This is a genomic window from Corynebacterium uberis, from assembly GCF_020616335.1.
Lineage (GTDB): Bacteria > Actinomycetota > Actinomycetes > Mycobacteriales > Mycobacteriaceae > Corynebacterium > Corynebacterium uberis.
Window position 1 is genome coordinate 1,341,938 of sequence record NZ_CP085051.1, and the last position, 18,130, is coordinate 1,360,067.

Sequence of the window (18,130 nt, forward strand, 5' to 3'; positions counted from 1 at the left end):
CGCAACTACGGGCGCTCGCCAGCCTGGCAAGCCGTCATCGTCCCATTAAACGGGCCACCGGGGTGTGCTCCAATTCTTGGAGGGCACGCACGTCAAAGCCCTCACCGCGCAGCGCCTCAATGGCCTGGACGAACGCGGTGATGCCCTGGACCGTGGTGGCCGCAGGCACACCCACGTTGACGGCCGCGGAACGGATGTCATAGCCGTCATGGCGTGCTCCGGACGAGCCGGCAGGGGTGTTCAAAATCATGTCCACTTCCCCGCTCTGGATGAGGTCCACCACCGAGGGGCCCGAGGCGCCATCGCGCACATCCGAGGCCTTGGCCACGGTCTCGCAGGGAACGCCGTTGCGGCGCAGCATGCCGGCAGTACCGGAGGTAGCCAGGATCCTAAAGCCCAGGGTGTGCAGCCGCTGGATGGGGAAAATCAACGTGCGCTTGTCCCTGTTAGCCACGGAGACGAACACGGTGCCACTGGTCGGCAGGCTGCCAAAGGCTGCGTCCTCAGCCTTGGCGTAGGCCGCGCCGAAATTGCTGGCCAGGCCCATCACCTCGCCGGTGGACTTCATCTCCGGCCCCAGCAGCGTGTCCAGCATGGTGCCGTCCGGGCGCCGGAACCTGTTGAAGGGCAAGACCGCTTCCTTGACAGCGATGGGCGCATCCATGGGCAGCGAGCCGCCGTCGTAGGTGCTGGGGATCATCCCCTCGGCGCGCAGTTGGGCGAGGCTTTCGCCCATCATGATCCGCGCCGCCGCCTTAGCCAGGTGCACCCCGGTGGCCTTAGACACAAACGGCACGGTGCGCGAGGCCCGCGGGTTCGCCTCGATGACATAGAGGGTGTCATCCTTCAACGCGAACTGGACGTTCATCAGACCCTTGACCCCAATGCCGTGGGCCAGCGCCTCAGTTGAGCGACGCACGGTGTCGATGTCCTCGGCGCCCAGGGTCATCGGCGGCAATGCGCAGGCGGAATCCCCGGAGTGAATGCCCGCTTCCTCGATGTGCTCCATGACACCGGCGAGGTAGACCTCCTCGCCGTCACACAGCGCATCGACGTCGATCTCAATGGCGTTATCCAGGAACCGGTCCACGAGCACCGGGTGGTCCGAGGTCAATTCCGTGGCGCGCTCGATGTACTCCGCCAACGCAGACTCGTCATAGACGATCTCCATCCCGCGCCCGCCGAGGACGTAGGACGGCCGCACCAGGACCGGGTACCCGATGCCCTGCGCGACCTCCGCGGCCTCAGCGAACGATGTCGCCGTGCCAAAAGCAGGTGCCGGCAGCTGCGCGCGCCGCAACACCTTGCCAAACTCCCCGCGGTCCTCCGCCAAGTCGATGGACTCCGGGCTGGTGCCCACCACCGGCACCCCTGCAGCCTTGAGCCGCGCGGCAAGCGAAAGCGGCGTCTGCCCACCGAGCTGCACGATCACCGCAGCCACCGTCCCCGACTGGCATTCCGCGTGGTAGACCTCCATGACATCTTCGAAGGTCAGGGGCTCAAAGTAGAGCCGGTCCGCGGTGTCATAGTCCGTAGAGACAGTCTCCGGGTTGCAGTTGACCATGACCGTCTCATAGCCAATGCGCGACAATTCCAGCGCCGCGTGAACGCAGGAGTAGTCAAACTCAATGCCCTGGCCAATGCGGTTCGGACCGGAGCCAAGGATGATCACCTTGTCCTTGTCCGTCTGTGCGGCAACCTCGGACTCGGCGGCCGGATCGAGCTCGTAGCAGGAATAGTGGTACGGCGTCTTGGCCTCAAACTCCGCGGCACAGGTGTCCACGGTCTTGAACACCGGGCGAATGCCCAGCGACCAGCGCAGGCGGCGCACACCATCCTCGCCTGCCAGCTCCGGGCGCAGCGCGGCGATCTGTGCATCCGACAGGCCGAAGACTTTAGCCTGCCGCAACAGATCTGCGTCGAGGACGGGGGCGTCGAGAAGCGTGGCGCGGAAGTCCACCAGCTCGGCCAGTTCCGCCAGGAACCACGGGTCAATGCCGCTGGCCCGGTAGACCTGCTCGACGGTGCCGCCCAGGCGCAACGCCAGCTCGGCGTCATACATGCGGCCCTGGGTGGGGCGACGCAGGTCCTGCAGCACCGCGTCGAGGCTGGTCGCGCGCTCGCCGGCGAAAGACTCGTCCGATTGCGTCCAAAAACCGGCCTGCTTGTTTTCCAGCGACCGCATGACCTTGTTCAATCCGGCGATGTAATTGCGCCCAATTCCCATGGCCTCGCCCACCGATTTCATGGTGGTGGTCAGGGTGTCATCGCTGCCGGGGAACTTTTCAAAGGCAAAGCGCGGGGCCTTGACAATGACGTAATCCAGGGTCGGTTCGAAGGCGGCCGGGGTGACTCCCGTGATGTCATTGGTGATCTCATCGAGGGTGTAACCAACCGCCAATTTGGCCGCGATTTTGGCGATGGGGAAACCGGTTGCTTTCGATGCCAGCGCCGAGGAGCGCGACACCCGGGGGTTCATCTCAATAGTAATCAGCCGGCCATCGTCCGGATTGACCGCAAACTGGATATTGCAGCCGCCGGTGTCTACCCCCACGGCGCGGATGATCGCAATACCTAGATCGCGCATCTTTTGGTACTCGCGGTCCGTCAGCGTCATCGCCGGCGCCACGGTCACCGAATCGCCGGTGTGTACGCCCAAGGCGTCGACGTTTTCGATGGAGCAAATAACCACCACGTTGTCGTGGCCATCGCGCATGAGCTCCAGCTCATATTCTTTCCATCCCAAAATGGACTCTTCGATGAGCACATTGGCCTCCGGAGAGGCGGCCAGTCCCCCGCCGGCAATTCGCTCGAGATCTTCGTAGGTAAACGCCAGGCCGGAGCCCAGTCCACCCATGGTAAAAGAGGGCCGCACGACCACGGGAAGGCCCAGCTCCGCCACCGCGTCGTGTACTTCCTCCATGGAATAGCACACGGTAGAGCGGGCAGATTCGCCGCCCACGGAGGCGACGATGTCCTTGAACTTTTGGCGGTCCTCGCCCCGTTCAATCGCCGCAATGTCCGCGCCGATGAGCTCAGCACCGTGCTTTTTCAGGATCCCCTGACGGTCCAGAGCGATAGCGGCATTGAGCGCGGTCTGTCCGCCCAGGGTGGCCAGCACCGCGTCGATGGGGTGGCCTTGCTCGGCTTCCTTGGTGAAAATTTTGTCGATGAATTCCGGCTCAATGGGTTCCACGTAGGTGTGGTCCGCAAATTCCGGATCGGTCATGATGGTCGCGGGATTGGAATTGACCAGGGTGACGCGCAATCCCTCTTCACGCAGCACTCGGCAGGCTTGGGTGCCGGAGTAGTCGAACTCGCAGGCCTGCCCAATGACAATGGGGCCGGATCCAATGACCAGTACGTGGTTGATGTCTGTGCGTTGTGGCATGTGAACTTCTCTTTTTCGGTGTGACTCTTCGGGGGAAACGTCAGGTGGCCTGCTGGTTACGCGGTCTCGTGCGACGCGGCATGCGTGGTCATCAATTCCACAAATTGGTCAAATAGGTTCTGTGCGTCGTGGGGGCCGGCCGCAGATTCCGGGTGATACTGCACGGAAAACGCCATGCCGTTGTCCAACGCCACCCCTTCGACGACGTCATCGTTGAGGCACGTGTGGGTCACGTGGGCCGGGCCGAAGTCCGTATCAAAGCGCATATTCGGCTCGCCCTTGAGCGCGAACCCGTGATTCTGCGCGGTGATATCAATAACCCCGGTGTCATGGTTGAGCACGGGGACGTTGATGCCGCGGTGGCCGAACTTCAACTTGTAGGTCTCCAGCCCCAGCGCACGGCCCAAAATTTGGTTGCCAAAACAAATACCAAAGAACGGCACGCCCGCGGCCAGGACTTCCCGAACCACGGAGACAATTCCGTCCGCGGTGGCCGGGTCACCCGGGCCGTTGGACACGAAGACCCCGTCCGGGTGGTAGTCCAGGACCTGTTGGGCCGTGGTGCCGGCGGGTACCACGATGGTGCGCACTCCGCGGGCGGCGAAGTTACGGGGCGTGTTGGACTTGATTCCCATGTCGAAGGCGACCACGCACAGGCGTTCCTCGCCCTGGGCGGGCACCTCATAGACCTCGTCGGTTGAGACGTCGTCCGCCAACGCCAGCCCGGCCATGGCCGGCTGCTCCTTGACCCGGGCGACCAGGGACTCGGTGTCGGTGGTGTAATCCGCACCGGAGAAGATGCCGGCGGGGATGGATCCGAAGTTGCGCAGGTGGCGCACCAGGGTGCGCGTATCCACGCCCTTGATGCCCACGATGCCCTGTTCGCGCATTTCTTCTTCCAGGCTGTGCGTGGCGCGCCAGTTGGATACGCGGGCGGCCAGGTCTCGGATGACCAGCCCGGCGACCCAGATGCGGCCATCGTGGGATTCGCTGTCTTCCCCGTTCCAGCCGGTGTTTCCCACCTGGGGGGCGGCGAGGGTGACAATTTGGCGGTGGTAGGACGGGTCGGTCATCGTTTCCTGGTACCCGGTCATGGCGGTGCTAAACACCGCTTCGCCCAGCGTTGTGCCGGTTGCGCCGAGGGCGCGGCCGCGGAAAACGGTGCCGTCTGCCAGTACGAGTACCGCTGGCGTGGCGCGGTGTCCGGAGGGTGGTGGGGTGGTCACAAAGACTGCCTTTCCAACACCCCATCGCCGCCGGGGATGGGGCCCGTGCGTGTGCGTCGGCGCGGGAGGCCGGGCGGGCTGGGGTGTCGTTGTTGAAAATTTTTAACGTGTGCTGGTGGGTCTTCGGGCTGCCGCGACCCTGCGGAAGGGCGGGACATGCTCTTTACAGCTCTGTGCTGTCTGCCGGCCCTTATCGACGTTGCGTTTTACGCTCCAGGCGCACCCCTCGCACGCGCCCGCGTGGCCGTTGTCTCGTGCCGGGCTCCCAGGTGATCCTGGAGCCGGCCGCCATGGTGCCACTCGTGGTGGCACTCACCAGGGTTCAACAACACCTGGCGACCTCCTTTCCCGCCTCTCTGTGCGGACATTAAAGGAATCCTTCCTCACACGAACCCCAAGGTATTGCTTCCCGCCGTGCCGGGCACGTGACGGGATGGACACTCCCAAGGACTCGCATTGTCTACACCTCTAAGCAGACAATGCAAGACTAGCACCGCCCCAACCCCCGCGTCAGCCCAATGCCCCACCTGCCCCGCACTCCTTTCCCGGAGGCCGGTGATAATACGATGGACACACCTATCCCCACTCATCCGCGAAGGACACCCCCAACAGTGGCCACTGATCCCCACCCCGTGACCATCGAGCGCATCGCCGGAATCATCGCCGATAGTGAGCTTCTCGACGCCGCCGCTGCCCCCGACAGCTCTACCGACACCGCATCCTCCATCAAGCTTTCCTTCCCCGACGGCGAGGTCGTCTTCGCCCTCCAGGGTGCCTCCCTCATCTGCGACGCCCTCTGGGCTGGCCGAATCCCCTCCGAACAGGCAGCCACCGTCCTGGCGGTGGTCAACGAGTGGAACCTCACGAACGTGCGGCCTACCCTGCGCTTCTTCGAGCTCGAAGATGCCGTCCTGCGCTGCGCGGCCAGCCGCCGCAACGCCCTTCCCGACGCCCTCAACGACGAGCAACTGCGCCACGTCGTCCTCGGCAGCCTGCATGCCGCCACGCAGGCGTTCGCCGGCCTGGCCCAGGCCTTCCCTCAGGCGGTGACCTGGCAGGACGATGCCACCACCATCACTATCGACGCCGCGAGCGTCACCGAACCCACCACTGCCCGGGAGGACGCATGACCACCACCCCGCAAACGCCCGCCGACAACAAGCCGCAGCCGGTCACGCTCGAGCGCGTCACCGAGACCATGCGCGGCTTTGGCATCCAGCTGTGGCCTGACCCCCAGGGAGCGGTCGTCATGGCCAACCTCAACGGGTTCTCCGTCACCTTCGCCCCCCTCGGCGGCATCTGCCTTGTGCGCGCCGACTGCCCCACGCAGGTGGCTTCCGATTCCGGTTTGCCCCACCTCTATCTGGCGGCCAACGCCGCCAATTGCACCGGAGCGCCCGCCCGCGCGGCCGTCATGGACCGGACGGACAAGCTGGTGGTGCGCACGGAATGCGAGATTAGCGCGGAAGCCGGCCTAAGTAACGCCCAACTTGCGCAGCTGCTTCGCGACGCCGTCGATGCCGTCTTGAGCACCCAGGATGCGGTGGCTAACGCGGCGGAATCCTTGACCGGTGACAGCGAGGATCCCACCGCCTAAACGTTGCCAAAATGACGAACAGCCCCGTCCACACCGCGGCATGCGGGGCGTGGGCGGGGCTGGCGTGAGCCGGGCCGGGTTTAGTCTTCCAGCGGCTCGGCCTGTTCTTCTGGTTCTTCGACGGAGCCTTGAGCAGGCTCCGCTTCCGCGGCTCCGGGGGCCTGGGACGCAGCGAAAGCAGGCTGATCGTCCGCGTCCGCTTCGGAGTCACCGGAAGCCTCGGGCGTGGGAGCAGGCGTGGGGCGCTGCTGACCAATGCCGTCGAGCGTGGCGTGGATGTACGGGCTCGCCTTGTCCGTGGAATAGGCGCTGGCCAATTCCACCGCCTCAACCAGTGCGGTGGCGGTGGGAACCTCCGGGTTGAACAACAGCTCCCAGACGGCCACGCGAAGGATCGCGCGGTCCACCGCGGGCAGCCGGTCCAAGCGCCATTCTGCGGTCAGGTGCGCCTCGATGGCATCATCGATGGCGTCGAGCTCGCGTGCCGCACCGTGCACAATCGTGGTGGTGTAGTCGGAGACCGGCGCGACCTGGTTTTCTGGGTTCCGGGACAGCTCCACACGATCCTCCACGATGGAGACGGGGTCGATGTCCCGGGCCTCTGCCTCAAAGAGGATGTCTACTGCCCGGCGCCGAGCCTTGTAGCGCGCGCCGTGCCGGCGCCGCTTGTGTCCTTTTTCTGCCACGGCGAAGACTAGTTGTTCACCCGGGACAGGTACTCACCGGTGCGGGTATCCACCTTGAGCACATTGCCGGTCTCGATGAACAGCGGGACCTGGATCTCCGCGCCCGTCTCCAGGGTGGCCGGCTTGGTGCCGCCGGTGGAGCGGTCGCCCTGCAGGCCCGGATCGGTGTGCTCGACGGTCAGGTCGACAGAGACCGGTAGCTCCGCGAACAGCGGCTCACCCTCGTGGAAGGAGACCTGCACGCGCATGTTTTCCAGCAGGAAGCGCGCCGCGTCGCCGAACTTGGAGGGGTCTAGCTCAATCTGCTCGAAGGTCTTGTCGTCCATGACCACGTAGCTGGAGCCGTCGTTGTACAGGTAGGTCATGTCGCGGCGGTCCACCGTCGCGGTCTCCACCTTCACACCCGCGTTGAAGGTCTTATCCAGGGTCTTGCCGGAGACTACATCCTTGAGCTTGGTGCGCACGAACGCCGGGCCCTTACCGGGCTTGACGTGCTGGAACTCAATGATCTGCTGGAGCTTATTGTCCAGCTTGAGCACAAGACCGTTCTTGAAATCAGCGGTGGTTGCCACTTATCGCGTCTCCCTTGGCGTAGAGGTTATTGGGCACTAAGTGTGTGACTGGCCTAGCTTACAACACAGTGAGATCTTTACTTACCTTGGTAATCACTTCTGGGGCTCCCCCGGTGATAATCAAGGTATCTTCAATGCGCACTCCGCCCTTGCCAGGAACGTAGATTCCGGGCTCGATGGTCAGGGTCATGTTTTCTGCCAGCTCTCCGGAGGCGCTGGCAGCCGCCGCGGGGGCTTCGTGAACCTCCAGGCCGACCCCGTGGCCGGTGGAGTGCACGTAGTATTCGCCGTATCCGGCCTGGGTGATGATGTCCCGGGTCGCCCGGTCCACGTCCACGAGCGCCGCGCCCGGCACCGCCGCGTCCACGCCCGCCAATTGCGCCTTGTGCACGATCTCATAGATCTCGCGGGCAAAGTCAGTGGCGTGCCCCAGCATCACCGTGCGGGTCATATCCGAGTTGAAGCCGTTGAGGTAGGCGCCGAAGTCCAGGGTGACGATGTCACCGTCGGCAAGGATCCGGTCCCCCGCCCCGTGATGCGGCTTCGCGGAATTGGGCCCGGAGGCCACGATGGTGTCAAAACTCGGCCGCTCCGCCCCGGCCATGCGCATGCGGTATTCCAGATCCGCGGCGACCTCGCGCTCGCTTCGGCCCACGCACAGCTGCCCGGCGGCAACCAGGTCCTCATACGCCTGCGAGGCCAGCTCGGCCACGGCGCGCAGCCCGTCCAGCTCGGCGGGGTCCTTAATCAACCGCAGGTTTTCTACCACCCCGCCCACCGGGATCAGCTCCACATCCTGGCCGGCGGCGGCCCGCAGCGCCTCAAACTGAGACACAGACAGGTGGTCCGCCTCAAAGCCCACCCGACGCGGCCCGGTGATCTTGCCCAGCAGCGCTTGATCGCTCGCCCGGGCTATAAGGGCCTCAATGTCAGGCACTTCCTCGGCGATCTGCGTGGTGTAGCGGCCATCCGTGCAGATGCGCGCCGACAGGTCCTTGTTGATCAGCAGGGCGGCATTCGAGCCGCTAAATCCGGACAGGTAGCGCACGTGAATGAGGTTTGTTACCAGCATGGAGTCGATGCGCTGTCCGGCGAGCTGCGCTGCCAGCGCCCGGCGTCGAGTTGAAAAGCGAGTGTCTGCGAGTGCCACGAGGGCCCACCTTCCGAGGTCGAGAACTTGTGCGGGCGGCGCCGGCGCGGCGACGTCGATAAGCCCCACGCAGCGCCAGCAGTCTGTGAGACCTACCTTAGCGCCGCATCGGACGCCGTGGCTGCAATCGCCTCCAGCGCCAACAGGTAGCCCTGCACGCCCAACCCCGCGATCACCCCGCGAGCAATCGGCGAGAGGTAGCTGTGCGCACGGAAGGGTTCGCGCGCGTGAATATTGGAAATGTGAACCTCGATGAAGCCGGCGCCGTCAGCCACCTCAGCGAGCGCGTCACGCAGCGCCACCGACGTGTGCGTAAAGCCACCAGGGTTGATAATCACCGCGGCGCCGTCATCGGCGGCCTGGTGCACCCAGCCCAACAACTCATGCTCGGCGTCGGACTGCCGGCAGGTAACGTCCAGCCCCAGCTGTGCGGCGCGGCGAGCAATCATCTCCTCCACATCGGCCAACGTCACCGCCCCGTAGACCTCGGGCTGACGCTTGCCCAGGCGCCCCAAGTTCGGGCCATTGAGCACCACAACGGCGGGTGCGTGTCCGTTTTCAGCGCTCACTTGTGCTCACCCCCAACCGCCGTAGCAGCAGCCTCCAGCTCCGCCTCCGTGGGGCCTTCCAGCCGGGTGACCTGGCCCAAGGTGCCGTCGAGGACCACAAAGCGCACCACCCCGTGGCGGACCTTCTTATCCCGACGCATCGCCTCCCACAACGCCTGGCGGTCACCCCCGGAATAGCTGATGGGCAGGCCTACCGCGCTGAGCACCGTGCGGTGGCGCTCCACCAGCTCGCGGTCGATGAGACCTCGCGCGCACGCCAACTCAGCAGCAAAAACCATGCCCACAGCCACCGCGTGGCCGTGGCGCCACGAGTAGTGCTCCACCTGCTCGATCGCGTGGCCAAAGGTGTGCCCATAGTTAAGAATTTCCCGGCGGGCGGACTCGCGCAGATCCGCGGCAACTACCTGCGCCTTGACGCTAATGGCCCGCTCCACAAGCTCCGGCAGCACGCCGTTGAGATCCCACACCGCCGCGGGATCGGCCTCGACGAGCTCCACGATGCGCGGATCAGCGATAAACCCGCACTTGACAATCTCTCCCATCCCGGAGACCAGCTCCTCGTGCGGAAGCGAGGCAAGATGCTCTAAGTCCACAAACACCCCAGACGGCTCATGGAAACACCCCACCAGGTTTTTCCCGGCAGCGGTGTTGATGCCCGTCTTGCCGCCCACGGCGGCATCCACCATGCCCAGCAAGCTGGTGGGCACCTGCACCAGGCGAACGCCGCGCATCCACGTCGCCGCAGCAAAACCCGCCAGGTCGGTCGCGGCACCGCCGCCGAGGCCAATGATGGTATCGGCACGATCGATCCGATACTCGCCGCAGGCGTCCCACACCCGCCCGATGCTCTCCAGCGTCTTGCCCGCCTCCGCGTCAGGCACCGCGACGCTGAGCGCCTCAACCCCGGCGTCGCGCAGCGCCGCTACCAGCGCTTCGGCCTGGGCTGCGACGGTGGGCTGATGAATGATGGCCGCCCGGGTGGAGCCGGCTGTCGCGACATGGGCCGCCACCTCAGCGTTAAGCCCGTGGCCGATGGTGACCTCATAGGCGGCAGCCGTGGCCACCGGAATGGTGCGATTACTCATATCTGAATCCTTACTCCAAAAATCTACGGCGCGGCCGACTCGGCGAACGCACAAATATCGGCAACCACCCGGCCCAGCGGGCGCTCATGGGTGGGTACCCGCAGCGAGGCAACTTCCTCATACCACGGTCGGCGCTGCGCAAGCAGGTCCGCGTATCGACGCCGCGGGTCCTGCGCGTTGAGCACCGGACGGTCCCCCGTGGCGGTCCTGCGCAGGCCTTCCGTCACGCTGACATCAAGCCACACCACCGCATGATCGGCCAGCGCCTGCCGGGTAGCGGCGGTGACCACCGCGCCACCGCCCAACGCCAGCACGCCTGGCTCCTGCAAAGCCTGGGCGATGACCTCTTGTTCTATGCGGCGAAACTCCGGCTCCCCCACGGCGGCGAACACCCGCCCGCAGGGCATGCCGAACTGGGCCGCGATGATTTCATCAGAGTCCCGAAACTCCAGGCCCAGCCGGCGGGCAACCTTGGTGCCTACCGTCGATTTTCCAGCCCCCGGAGGCCCCACCAACACCACCGTCGGTGCCGGGGACGTCACTGGCCCTCCTCGAATGCCAGCCGCTGGGCCACCCGCTGCGCATAGGCCTGCGCGTTGAGCTTCGTCTGGGACAGCGAGTCCCCGCCAAACTTCTCCAGCACCGCCTCTGCCAGGACCAACGCGACCATCGCCTCCGCCACGACTGCGCCGGCAGGCACGGCGCAGACATCCGAGCGCTGGTGAATCGCCCGCGTCTGAGCACCGGAGTCCATGTCCACCGTGCGCAACGCGCGCGGCACCGTCGAGATGGGCTTCATGGCCGCGCGCACAACCAGGCGTTGGCCATTGGTCATGCCCCCCTCCACGCCGCCGGCGCGGTTGCTTGCCCGCTTCAGCGCACCCGAATCATCGCGCAGCATCTCATCGTGCGCCTGGCTGCCGAGCCGGCGAGCCTCCGCGAAACCATCGCCAATTTCCACCCCCTTGACGGACTGGATACTCATCAACGCCCCCGCCAGCCGAGCATCCAGGCGGCGATCCGCACTGACGTGGGAGCCCAGCCCCACCGGCAGCCCATCGACGACCACCTCGACCACACCGCCGAGCGTATCGCCGGACTTCTTCGCCGCCTCAATCTGGGCGATCATGGACGCCTCCGCGGCGCTATCCCACGCCCGCACCGGGGAGGCGTCAATGGCCGCAAGATCCGCAAACACCGGGTCCTTCGTGCCGCTTGCTGCCTGGGAATCCCCAATGGAGACCACGTGCGAAAACACCTCGACGCCGAGCACCTCGCGCACCACCCCGCGGGCCACGGTCGCGCACGCCACCCGCGCGGCCGTCTCCCGGGCTGAGGAACGCTCCAGGATATTGCGCGCATCCGTCGCATCGTATTTGAGCATCCCCGCAAAATCCGCGTGCCCCGGGCGCGGGCGAGTCAGCCGCGCACCGCGGCCGGAATCCAACGCCGCAGCCACCTCGGGGTCCTGGGTATCCACCGGGTCTGCGGACATGATGGTGGTCCACTTGGGCCACTCCGTATTGCCAATAATCATGGCTATGGGGCTGCCCAACGTGCGCCCGTGACGCACACCAGCTACCAGCTGCAACTCATCAGCCTCAAAGGCCATCCGAGCACCGCGACCATAACCCAGCCGCCGCCGCGCCAACTGTGCGGCCACATCCTGGGTAGTCACCGGGATATCAGCCGGGACTCCTTCTACCAGCGCCACAAGGGCCGATCCGTGCGATTCTCCCGCAGTGCTCCAACGAAACATGCCACCATTGTCGCATGCCCGTGGCCCGGGCGCCGCCGAATAGCCCGAAATACTCACCACGGCAACCATCCCGGGCACATTCCCAGCCCCCACACGGCCGCCGCAGCAAGAAGCATCGCCGGGCCATGCGCGACGGCGCGCCGCCGCGTGGCAAGCATAAAGACGACGCTCAGCGCACTCGCCGCCGCGACGGCAACCCACCACGCCAGCACGCCCCACACAGCGACCGCCACCCCCAGGCTTGCCGCCAGCTTGACGTCGCCGCCGCCCATGCCCCGTCCCCACAGCGCGCACAGCCCGTAGCAGGCCGACCACCCCAACCCGCCGAGAATCCATCCGGGCTCCAGGACAGCCGCCACCGCCCACGCCACCAGGACGCCCGGCAGCGTAAGAACATCAGGCAGCCGGTGCTCCCGGGCATCCACCCAGGCCAACGTGCACGCCCAGGCGGCCACGCACGCCACAGCTATTCCCACCCCGAAACCCCACATGGCCCCTCATGCTACACACGGCCGCGCTCGAGCGCCTCCACCATCGCGTCCTTGGGAGCCGCAACGCCGGTGAACAGCTCGAACTGCGCGAAAGCCTGGTGGGCCAGCATGATCAAGCCATCCGCAGTGGGATAACCATTGGCGGCAGCCTGGATCAGCAGCGGGGTGGGGCGCGGGTCATAGACCACATCGATCACCGGCGCGTGAGCTAAGGCCCGCACCCGATCATCGATGACCCCTGCGGGCAGCGTAGAGATGACCACATCGCTGGCGGTGCTCAGTCGCGTCAGCTCGTCATCGGAGGTCTCCGGCCCGTAGCCCACCAGGGTGCACTGCCCACCGGCAACCACCTCACGCAGCTGCTCCGTCTTGTCCGAGCGGTTGTACACCGCGACCTCTTTCACCCCCGCCTCGGCGAGCGCGTACAGCGCTGGCCGGGCGGTGCCGCCCGCACCGAGCAGCACAGCGGTGCCGGAGGAGCCGACGTAGGCGCCGGTGGCGTCGATAAGCCCCAGGTGCGTGAGTGCGCCGGTGATGCCGGCGGCGTCGGTGTTGTAGGCCGTCCAGCCGGCTTCGCTCCGAACCAGTGTGTTGGCGGATCCGATGCGGCGGGCCTCCGGGCTGGTTTCCTGGGCGAAATCCAGGGCCGTGAACTTTGCCGGCATGGTCACTGAGAATCCGCGGTAGCTCTCATGCGCGCCGCGAACGAGCTCCGGCAGGGTGTCGGCAGTGGCCTCGTGGCGGTCGTAGTACCACCCCTCCAGCCCGGCGGCCTCATAGCCAGCGTTGTGGAGCAGCGGCGAGAGCGAATGGGCAATGGGGCTGCCCAGCACCGCCGCGCGGTGGGTGATCTCCTGACCCGGGCCCTGGCTACTCATCGGTTGGAGTCCAGCACGCCACTGTTCATCGCGTCCTGTACGGCCTGCTGGTGGGCATCAAAGTTGTCGTTGAAGACCGTGGTGCCCTGCTTATCGATGGTTACGAAGAACAGCCAGTTGCCCTCAGCCGGGTTTTCCATGGCCTGAATCGCCTCGTCGGAGGGGGCGGCGATGGGGGTAGCGGGCAGGCCGTCCTTGGCGTAGGTGTTCCACGGGGTGACCTTGGCGCGGTCCCCATCGGTGGTGGCCACCTCCTGCTCGGACAGCCCGTAGTTGACCGTGGAGTCAAACTCCAGCCGCATGGGCTCTGCCAGGCGGTTGAGGATCACGCGCGCCACCTTGTCAAAGTCTCCCGCGGGGGCCTCGCGCTCCACCAGGGACGCGGCAGTCAGAAGCTCGTAGGGGCTCAGGCCGATGGCCTGGGCGCGCTGCTCGATTCCGGTGGAGTTGTAGTACTCCGTCGACCGGGTGATCAGGTCCTTGAGGATGGCCTTGGCATCCATGGTGGGGTCGATGACGTACTGGCCCGGCTTAATCAGGCCGTCGAGGCGCTTGGGGTCCGCGCCGCGCTCGAGCACTGCCTTGACTGCCCACACGGGGACGCCGAGCTCGGTGGGCGGGGTCTTTGCGGCGACGTCGTGAAGCTGCTGCACCGTCACGCAGTGGCCGCTGTTTCCGGCGTCGCAGGACAGCTCCGAAATCTGGGTATAAATGCCCTTTCGGGTGCCCCCGGCAACGACGGTGACGTCCATGAGGGTCGCCCCGCCCGTGACATCCAGCAGGTCCACCTGATTGTGCGGATCAAGCAGCGCGTCGACGGCCGCCTTGGCGCTCATGTGCTCCTGCAGCCGGTAGAACCCCGGCTGAATGCTCGCCGCCCGGGGGTGGTTGACCGCCGCAGCCTGGAATGCGGAATCCGATTTGACCACGCCGCGGTCCACCAGCTCCGGACCCAGCGCGGACACCGAGGAGCCCTCCGGAACCTGAACCAACGCTGCCACGCCGTTGCCCGTGCCCTCATAGTCCTTGGAGCCCATGGCACCCGACACCTGCAATCCCGTGTAGATAACCACACCCACGAGGAGGACCACCGTGGCGATGATGACGGCCAAACCGCGCTGGCGGCGCTTGACGTACTTCGGTTCCATCCGGCGACCTTTCGGGTCACGCGCTGCGTACTGGCTCATAGGGTGTTCTCCTCGTCGTCTGCACGGGCTGGGGTCACAGGGGTTGATGGGCTAGCGGGGGGAGTCTGGCGCGTTGCGCCCGGACGGGCGGCCGCCGCCAGGAGGTGTGGTCCAGGCGTCGGTCCACGCTTCTGGTCTACACCGTTTGGTCGGGACAATCTGTGTGCCCTGCCGTCCAACCAGGTCTGCAAAATCTCTACGGCTGCGGCTTGATCGATGACCGCACGCCCCTTGCGGCTGGTCACCCCTGAGGCACGCAAGGCGTGGGTAGCCGCCACGGTGGTCAGGCGCTCATCAGCAAGCCGCACTGGAATGATAGGCCGCTTGTGCGCCAGTCGGCGGGACAAGCGACCAGCAATAAACCGCGCCTGGGTCACACTGGCTGAGCCATTGCCCTTCAGGTCGCGGGGTAGCCCGACAATGACCTCCACGGCGTCATACTCCGCGATGAGATCGACCAGCTGCTCAATGTCCGCCCCATCGGGATCATTCAGGCCGGTCACGCGGCGGACGGTGGTCACCGGCGTGGCCAGGGTCGCACCCCGGTCGCTGCTGGCCACCCCGATGCGTACGGTTCCCACATCAATCCCGATGCGACGCCCCGGACCCGGGTCATCAACACCAGGGGTGTCTACGGACACAGTCATCGAGAGATGGAACCTTTCACATTGACAGTCGATTCGCGCAGTGAGCCCGCGAGCGCACACACAAATCTCCACCGAGCGGCGGACTACCCTACCAAGATAACGGAATGTGTAAAGAAACGGTAACGGCACCGCCCTCAGTTAGCGGTGCCGCTTATCGACGCCCCATGGCCTCCTGCTCGCCAGACTAGCGCCGCAAGGCCTCACGCACCGCCTGGAAGGCGGCTTCCAGGCCGGCAGGACGGGTACCGGAGCCCTGCGCCAGGTCCGGCTTTCCGCCGCCGCGGGCCTCAATGTTCGGGGCCATCTCCTTGACGATGTCGCCGGAGCGCACGCCGCGATCCACAGCCTCCTTGGTCGCCGCGACCACGAAGGGCACCCGGTTGGCCGCCGCATCCTTCGCCGCCGCGACTACCACCGCAGCGCGGCCCCGCAGCCGGTTGCGCACCTCGTTGGCCAACGAACGCAGATCGGCCGGGTCCGCGACATCATCAAGATCGACGGTAACCAGGTCATAGTCGCCCACGTGCTGTGCCGCCTCCACCAGCGCACCCGCCGAGGCCAACAGCTGGGCACGACGCAGCGCCGCCACCCGCTTCTCCGCATCGTGCAGCTTGGAGGTCAGCGCTGCCAGGCGCGCCGGAATGTCCGCCGACGGGGTCTTCAAGGTTGCGGCCACGCCGCTGGCCAGCGCGGTCTCCTTGGACATGTAGCGGAAGGCGTCAAGGCCCGAGTAGGCCTCAATGCGCCGCGCGCCCGAGCCCACCGAGGACTCGCCCAGCACCGACACCGGGCCGATCTGCGAGGAATGCCCCACGTGGGTGCCACCGCACAGCTCAATGGAAAATGGGCCGCCGATTTCTACCACCCGGACCACGTCACCGTAGTTCTCGCTAAACAGGGCCATCGCGCCCATCGCCTTCGCCTCCGCCAAGGAGGTCTCAATGGTGTTGACCTGCCAGTCAGCGTCCACAGCCTGGTTGGTAATCAGCTCGATTTCGCGGAGCTGCTCCGGGGTGAGCTGCTCGGTGTACTGGAAATCAAAACGCAGGTAGCCCGGCTTGTTCATGGACCCCGCCTGGACGGCGGTGGGGCCAAGCACCTGGCGCAGCGCCGCGTGGATGAGGTGCGTGGCCGAGTGGGCCTGGCGCGCGGCATGGCGCCACGTGCCGCTGACCTCAGCGGTGACCTGCGAGCCCACATCAAGGCCACCCTGGGTGACCGTGCCCTTGTGCACCCACAGCTTCTTGCCGATCTTTTGCACGTCATGGACATCCACGATCGCGTCGCCGGTGACAATCTGGCCCCGGTCGCCCAGCTGTCCGCCGGCCTCGGCGTACATGGGCGTGACGTCAAGGATGACCTCTACCTCATCGCCGGCATGCGCCTGCGTGACCAGCGCGCCGTCGGCGACCATGCCGAGCACGGTGGCGGGAGAATCCAGCTGGTCATAGCCGACGAACTCCGTCGGATGGTTGTCCACGAACTCGCGGTAAACCGAAAGATCAGCGTGTCCATGCTTCTTGGCGCGGTTGTCCGCCTTAGCGCGCGCCTTTTGCTCCGCCATGGCGGCCTCAAAGCCGTCCATGTCAACCTCAAGGCCCGCCTCTGCGGCCATCTCCAGGGTCAAGTCGATGGGGAAACCATAGGTGTCATGCAGCTCGAAGGCACGCTCCCCGGCGAGGGTGTGCTTGCCCTGCCCCTTGACCTGCTCGACCGTGTTCTCAAACAGGTGGGTGCCCGACTCCAGGGTGCGCAGGAAGGCCTGCTCCTCCTTGGTGGCCACGCGCAGGATCCGCTCCCGGTTGGTGGCAATCTCCGGGAACGACGGCGTCATGGTGTCCATGATGGTGTTCATGAAGCGGCCGATGGTCTCTCCGGTGGCGCCCAGCAGGCGTGCCGAGCGGACGATCCGGCGCAGCAGGCGGCGCAGGATGTAGCCGCGCCCCTCATTGGAGGGCACCACGCCGTCCAGGATGATCATCATGGCGGTGCGCGAGTGATCGGCGATCACCCGGAAGCGGATGTCATCGCTGCGATCGGCCTTCGGGTCCTCATAGGTGCTGCCGGTGACCTCTTCCGCGACGTCGATGACCGGGCGCAGCAGGTCCGTCTCATAGACGTTGTCCACCCCTTGCAGGATGCACGCCACGCGCTCGACGCCTAGGCCGGTATCGATGTTCTTCTTGGGCAGCGGGCCAAGGATCTCAAAGTTGCCCTTGCCGGTGCCCTCGCCGCGCTCGTTTTGCATGAAGACCAGGTTCCAGATCTCCATGTAGCGGTTGTCGTCGGCGATTGGGCCGCCTTCCTTGCCGTACTCCGGCCCGCGGTCATAGTAGATCTCTGAGCACGGACCGCAGGGCCCCGGGATACCCATGGACCAGTAGTTATCTTCCATCCCCAGCCGCTGGATGCGCTCCGTGGGCACGCCCATCTTCTCGTGCCAGATGTCGGCGGCTTCATCATCATCCAGGTACACCGTCACCCACAGGCGCTCTGGGTCCAGCCCGAAGCCGCCCTTGTCAACCGGGTCAGTCAGCAGGGTCCAGGCGTGCGTGATGGCGCCTTCCTTGAAGTACTGCCCGAAGGAAAAGTTGCCGGCCATCTGGAAGAAGGTGTTGTGGCGGGTGGTGATGCCCACCTCCTCAATGTCTAGTGTGCGCACGCACTTCTGAATGGACGTGGCGGTGCCGTTGGGAAACGGTGGGTTCTGCTGGCCCAGGAAGTAGGGCTTGAAGGGAACCATGCCGGCGTTGACAAAGAGCAGGTTCGGGTCATCCAGGATCAGCGAGGCACTAGGAACCTCCGTGTGGCCTGCGTTGACAAAGTGGGCGGTAAAGCGCTCCCGGATCTCATGAGTCTGCACTGCGACTGGTCCTCGATTCTTGGGCCCCG

At 65.6% G+C, this 18,130-nt stretch carries 16 protein-coding genes; 2 read left to right on the forward strand and 14 right to left on the reverse strand.

Going from position 1 to position 18,130, the window contains the following annotated elements; all coding sequences use genetic code 11:
* Positions 1–34 precede the first annotated feature (34 nt).
* Both carB and carA read right to left on the reverse strand, forming a co-directional pair.
* The gene (gene carB, locus LH390_RS06225; RefSeq protein ID WP_227282124.1) at positions 35–3,391 is read right to left on the reverse strand and encodes a carbamoyl-phosphate synthase large subunit; all 3,357 of its coding nucleotides are present in this window, start codon (positions 3,389–3,391) and stop codon (positions 35–37) included.
* 56 nt (positions 3,392–3,447) lie between these two features.
* Complete coding sequence (gene carA, locus LH390_RS06230; RefSeq protein WP_227282123.1) at positions 3,448–4,617, reverse strand: glutamine-hydrolyzing carbamoyl-phosphate synthase small subunit; 1,170 nt, start codon at positions 4,615–4,617, stop codon at positions 3,448–3,450.
* Positions 4,618–5,228: 611 nt separating this feature from the next.
* Here carA and LH390_RS06235 point away from each other — a divergent pair.
* Positions 5,229–5,747 carry a type III secretion system chaperone family protein gene (locus LH390_RS06235; protein ID WP_227282122.1) on the forward strand — a complete coding sequence of 173 codons (519 nt, stop codon included), beginning with the start codon at positions 5,229–5,231 and terminating at the stop codon, positions 5,745–5,747.
* Positions 5,744–6,214, forward strand: a complete 471-nt coding sequence (locus LH390_RS06240; RefSeq protein WP_227282121.1) for a YbjN domain-containing protein — start codon at positions 5,744–5,746, stop codon at positions 6,212–6,214. The genes LH390_RS06235 and LH390_RS06240 overlap by 4 nt, the downstream gene beginning before the upstream one ends.
* An 80-nt stretch (positions 6,215–6,294) precedes the next feature.
* Here LH390_RS06240 and nusB read toward each other — a convergent pair whose 3' ends face one another.
* The 12 genes from nusB to alaS all read right to left on the reverse strand — a co-directional run bounded on the left by nusB (position 6,295) and on the right by alaS (position 18,101).
* A complete protein-coding gene (gene nusB, locus LH390_RS06245) occupies positions 6,295–6,900 on the reverse strand; it encodes a transcription antitermination factor NusB (RefSeq protein WP_227282120.1) in 606 nt (201 codons plus the stop codon).
* 8 nt (positions 6,901–6,908) lie between these two features.
* A complete protein-coding gene (gene efp, locus LH390_RS06250) occupies positions 6,909–7,472 on the reverse strand; it encodes an elongation factor P (protein WP_227282119.1) in 564 nt (187 codons plus the stop codon).
* Positions 7,473–7,530: 58 nt separating this feature from the next.
* A complete protein-coding gene (locus tag LH390_RS06255; protein ID WP_227282118.1) occupies positions 7,531–8,622 on the reverse strand; it encodes a M24 family metallopeptidase in 1,092 nt (363 codons plus the stop codon).
* Positions 8,623–8,714: 92 nt separating this feature from the next.
* Positions 8,715–9,191, reverse strand: coding sequence for a type II 3-dehydroquinate dehydratase (gene aroQ, locus LH390_RS06260; RefSeq protein WP_227282117.1), 477 nt, complete (start codon positions 9,189–9,191; stop codon positions 8,715–8,717).
* A complete protein-coding gene (gene aroB, locus LH390_RS06265; protein WP_227282116.1) occupies positions 9,188–10,276 on the reverse strand; it encodes a 3-dehydroquinate synthase in 1,089 nt (362 codons plus the stop codon). The genes aroQ and aroB overlap by 4 nt, the downstream gene beginning before the upstream one ends.
* Positions 10,277–10,299: 23 nt before the next feature.
* Positions 10,300–10,818: a shikimate kinase gene (locus LH390_RS06270; RefSeq protein WP_227282115.1), complete on the reverse strand. Its 519-nt coding sequence runs from the start codon at positions 10,816–10,818 to the stop codon at positions 10,300–10,302.
* Positions 10,815–12,035, reverse strand: a complete 1,221-nt coding sequence (aroC, locus tag LH390_RS06275; protein WP_227282114.1) for a chorismate synthase — start codon at positions 12,033–12,035, stop codon at positions 10,815–10,817. Before aroC ends, LH390_RS06270 begins: the two co-directional genes overlap by 4 nt.
* Before the next feature lie 53 nt (positions 12,036–12,088).
* Positions 12,089–12,526, reverse strand: a complete 438-nt coding sequence (locus LH390_RS06280) for a prepilin peptidase (RefSeq protein ID WP_227282113.1) — start codon at positions 12,524–12,526, stop codon at positions 12,089–12,091.
* Between the two features lie 11 nt (positions 12,527–12,537).
* Positions 12,538–13,404, reverse strand: a complete 867-nt coding sequence (locus LH390_RS06285) for a shikimate dehydrogenase (protein ID WP_227282112.1) — start codon at positions 13,402–13,404, stop codon at positions 12,538–12,540.
* Entirely contained in the window at positions 13,401–14,591 is a 1,191-nt protein-coding gene (gene mltG, locus LH390_RS06290) for an endolytic transglycosylase MltG (RefSeq protein ID WP_227282111.1), read from the reverse strand. Before mltG ends, LH390_RS06285 begins: the two co-directional genes overlap by 4 nt.
* Complete coding sequence (gene ruvX / locus LH390_RS06295; protein ID WP_311516910.1) at positions 14,588–15,238, reverse strand: Holliday junction resolvase RuvX; 651 nt, start codon at positions 15,236–15,238, stop codon at positions 14,588–14,590. Before ruvX ends, mltG begins: the two co-directional genes overlap by 4 nt.
* 184 nt (positions 15,239–15,422) lie before the next feature.
* The gene (gene alaS / locus LH390_RS06300) at positions 15,423–18,101 is read right to left on the reverse strand and encodes an alanine--tRNA ligase (RefSeq protein WP_227282110.1); all 2,679 of its coding nucleotides are present in this window, start codon (positions 18,099–18,101) and stop codon (positions 15,423–15,425) included.
* Positions 18,102–18,130: the final 29 nt, after the last annotated feature.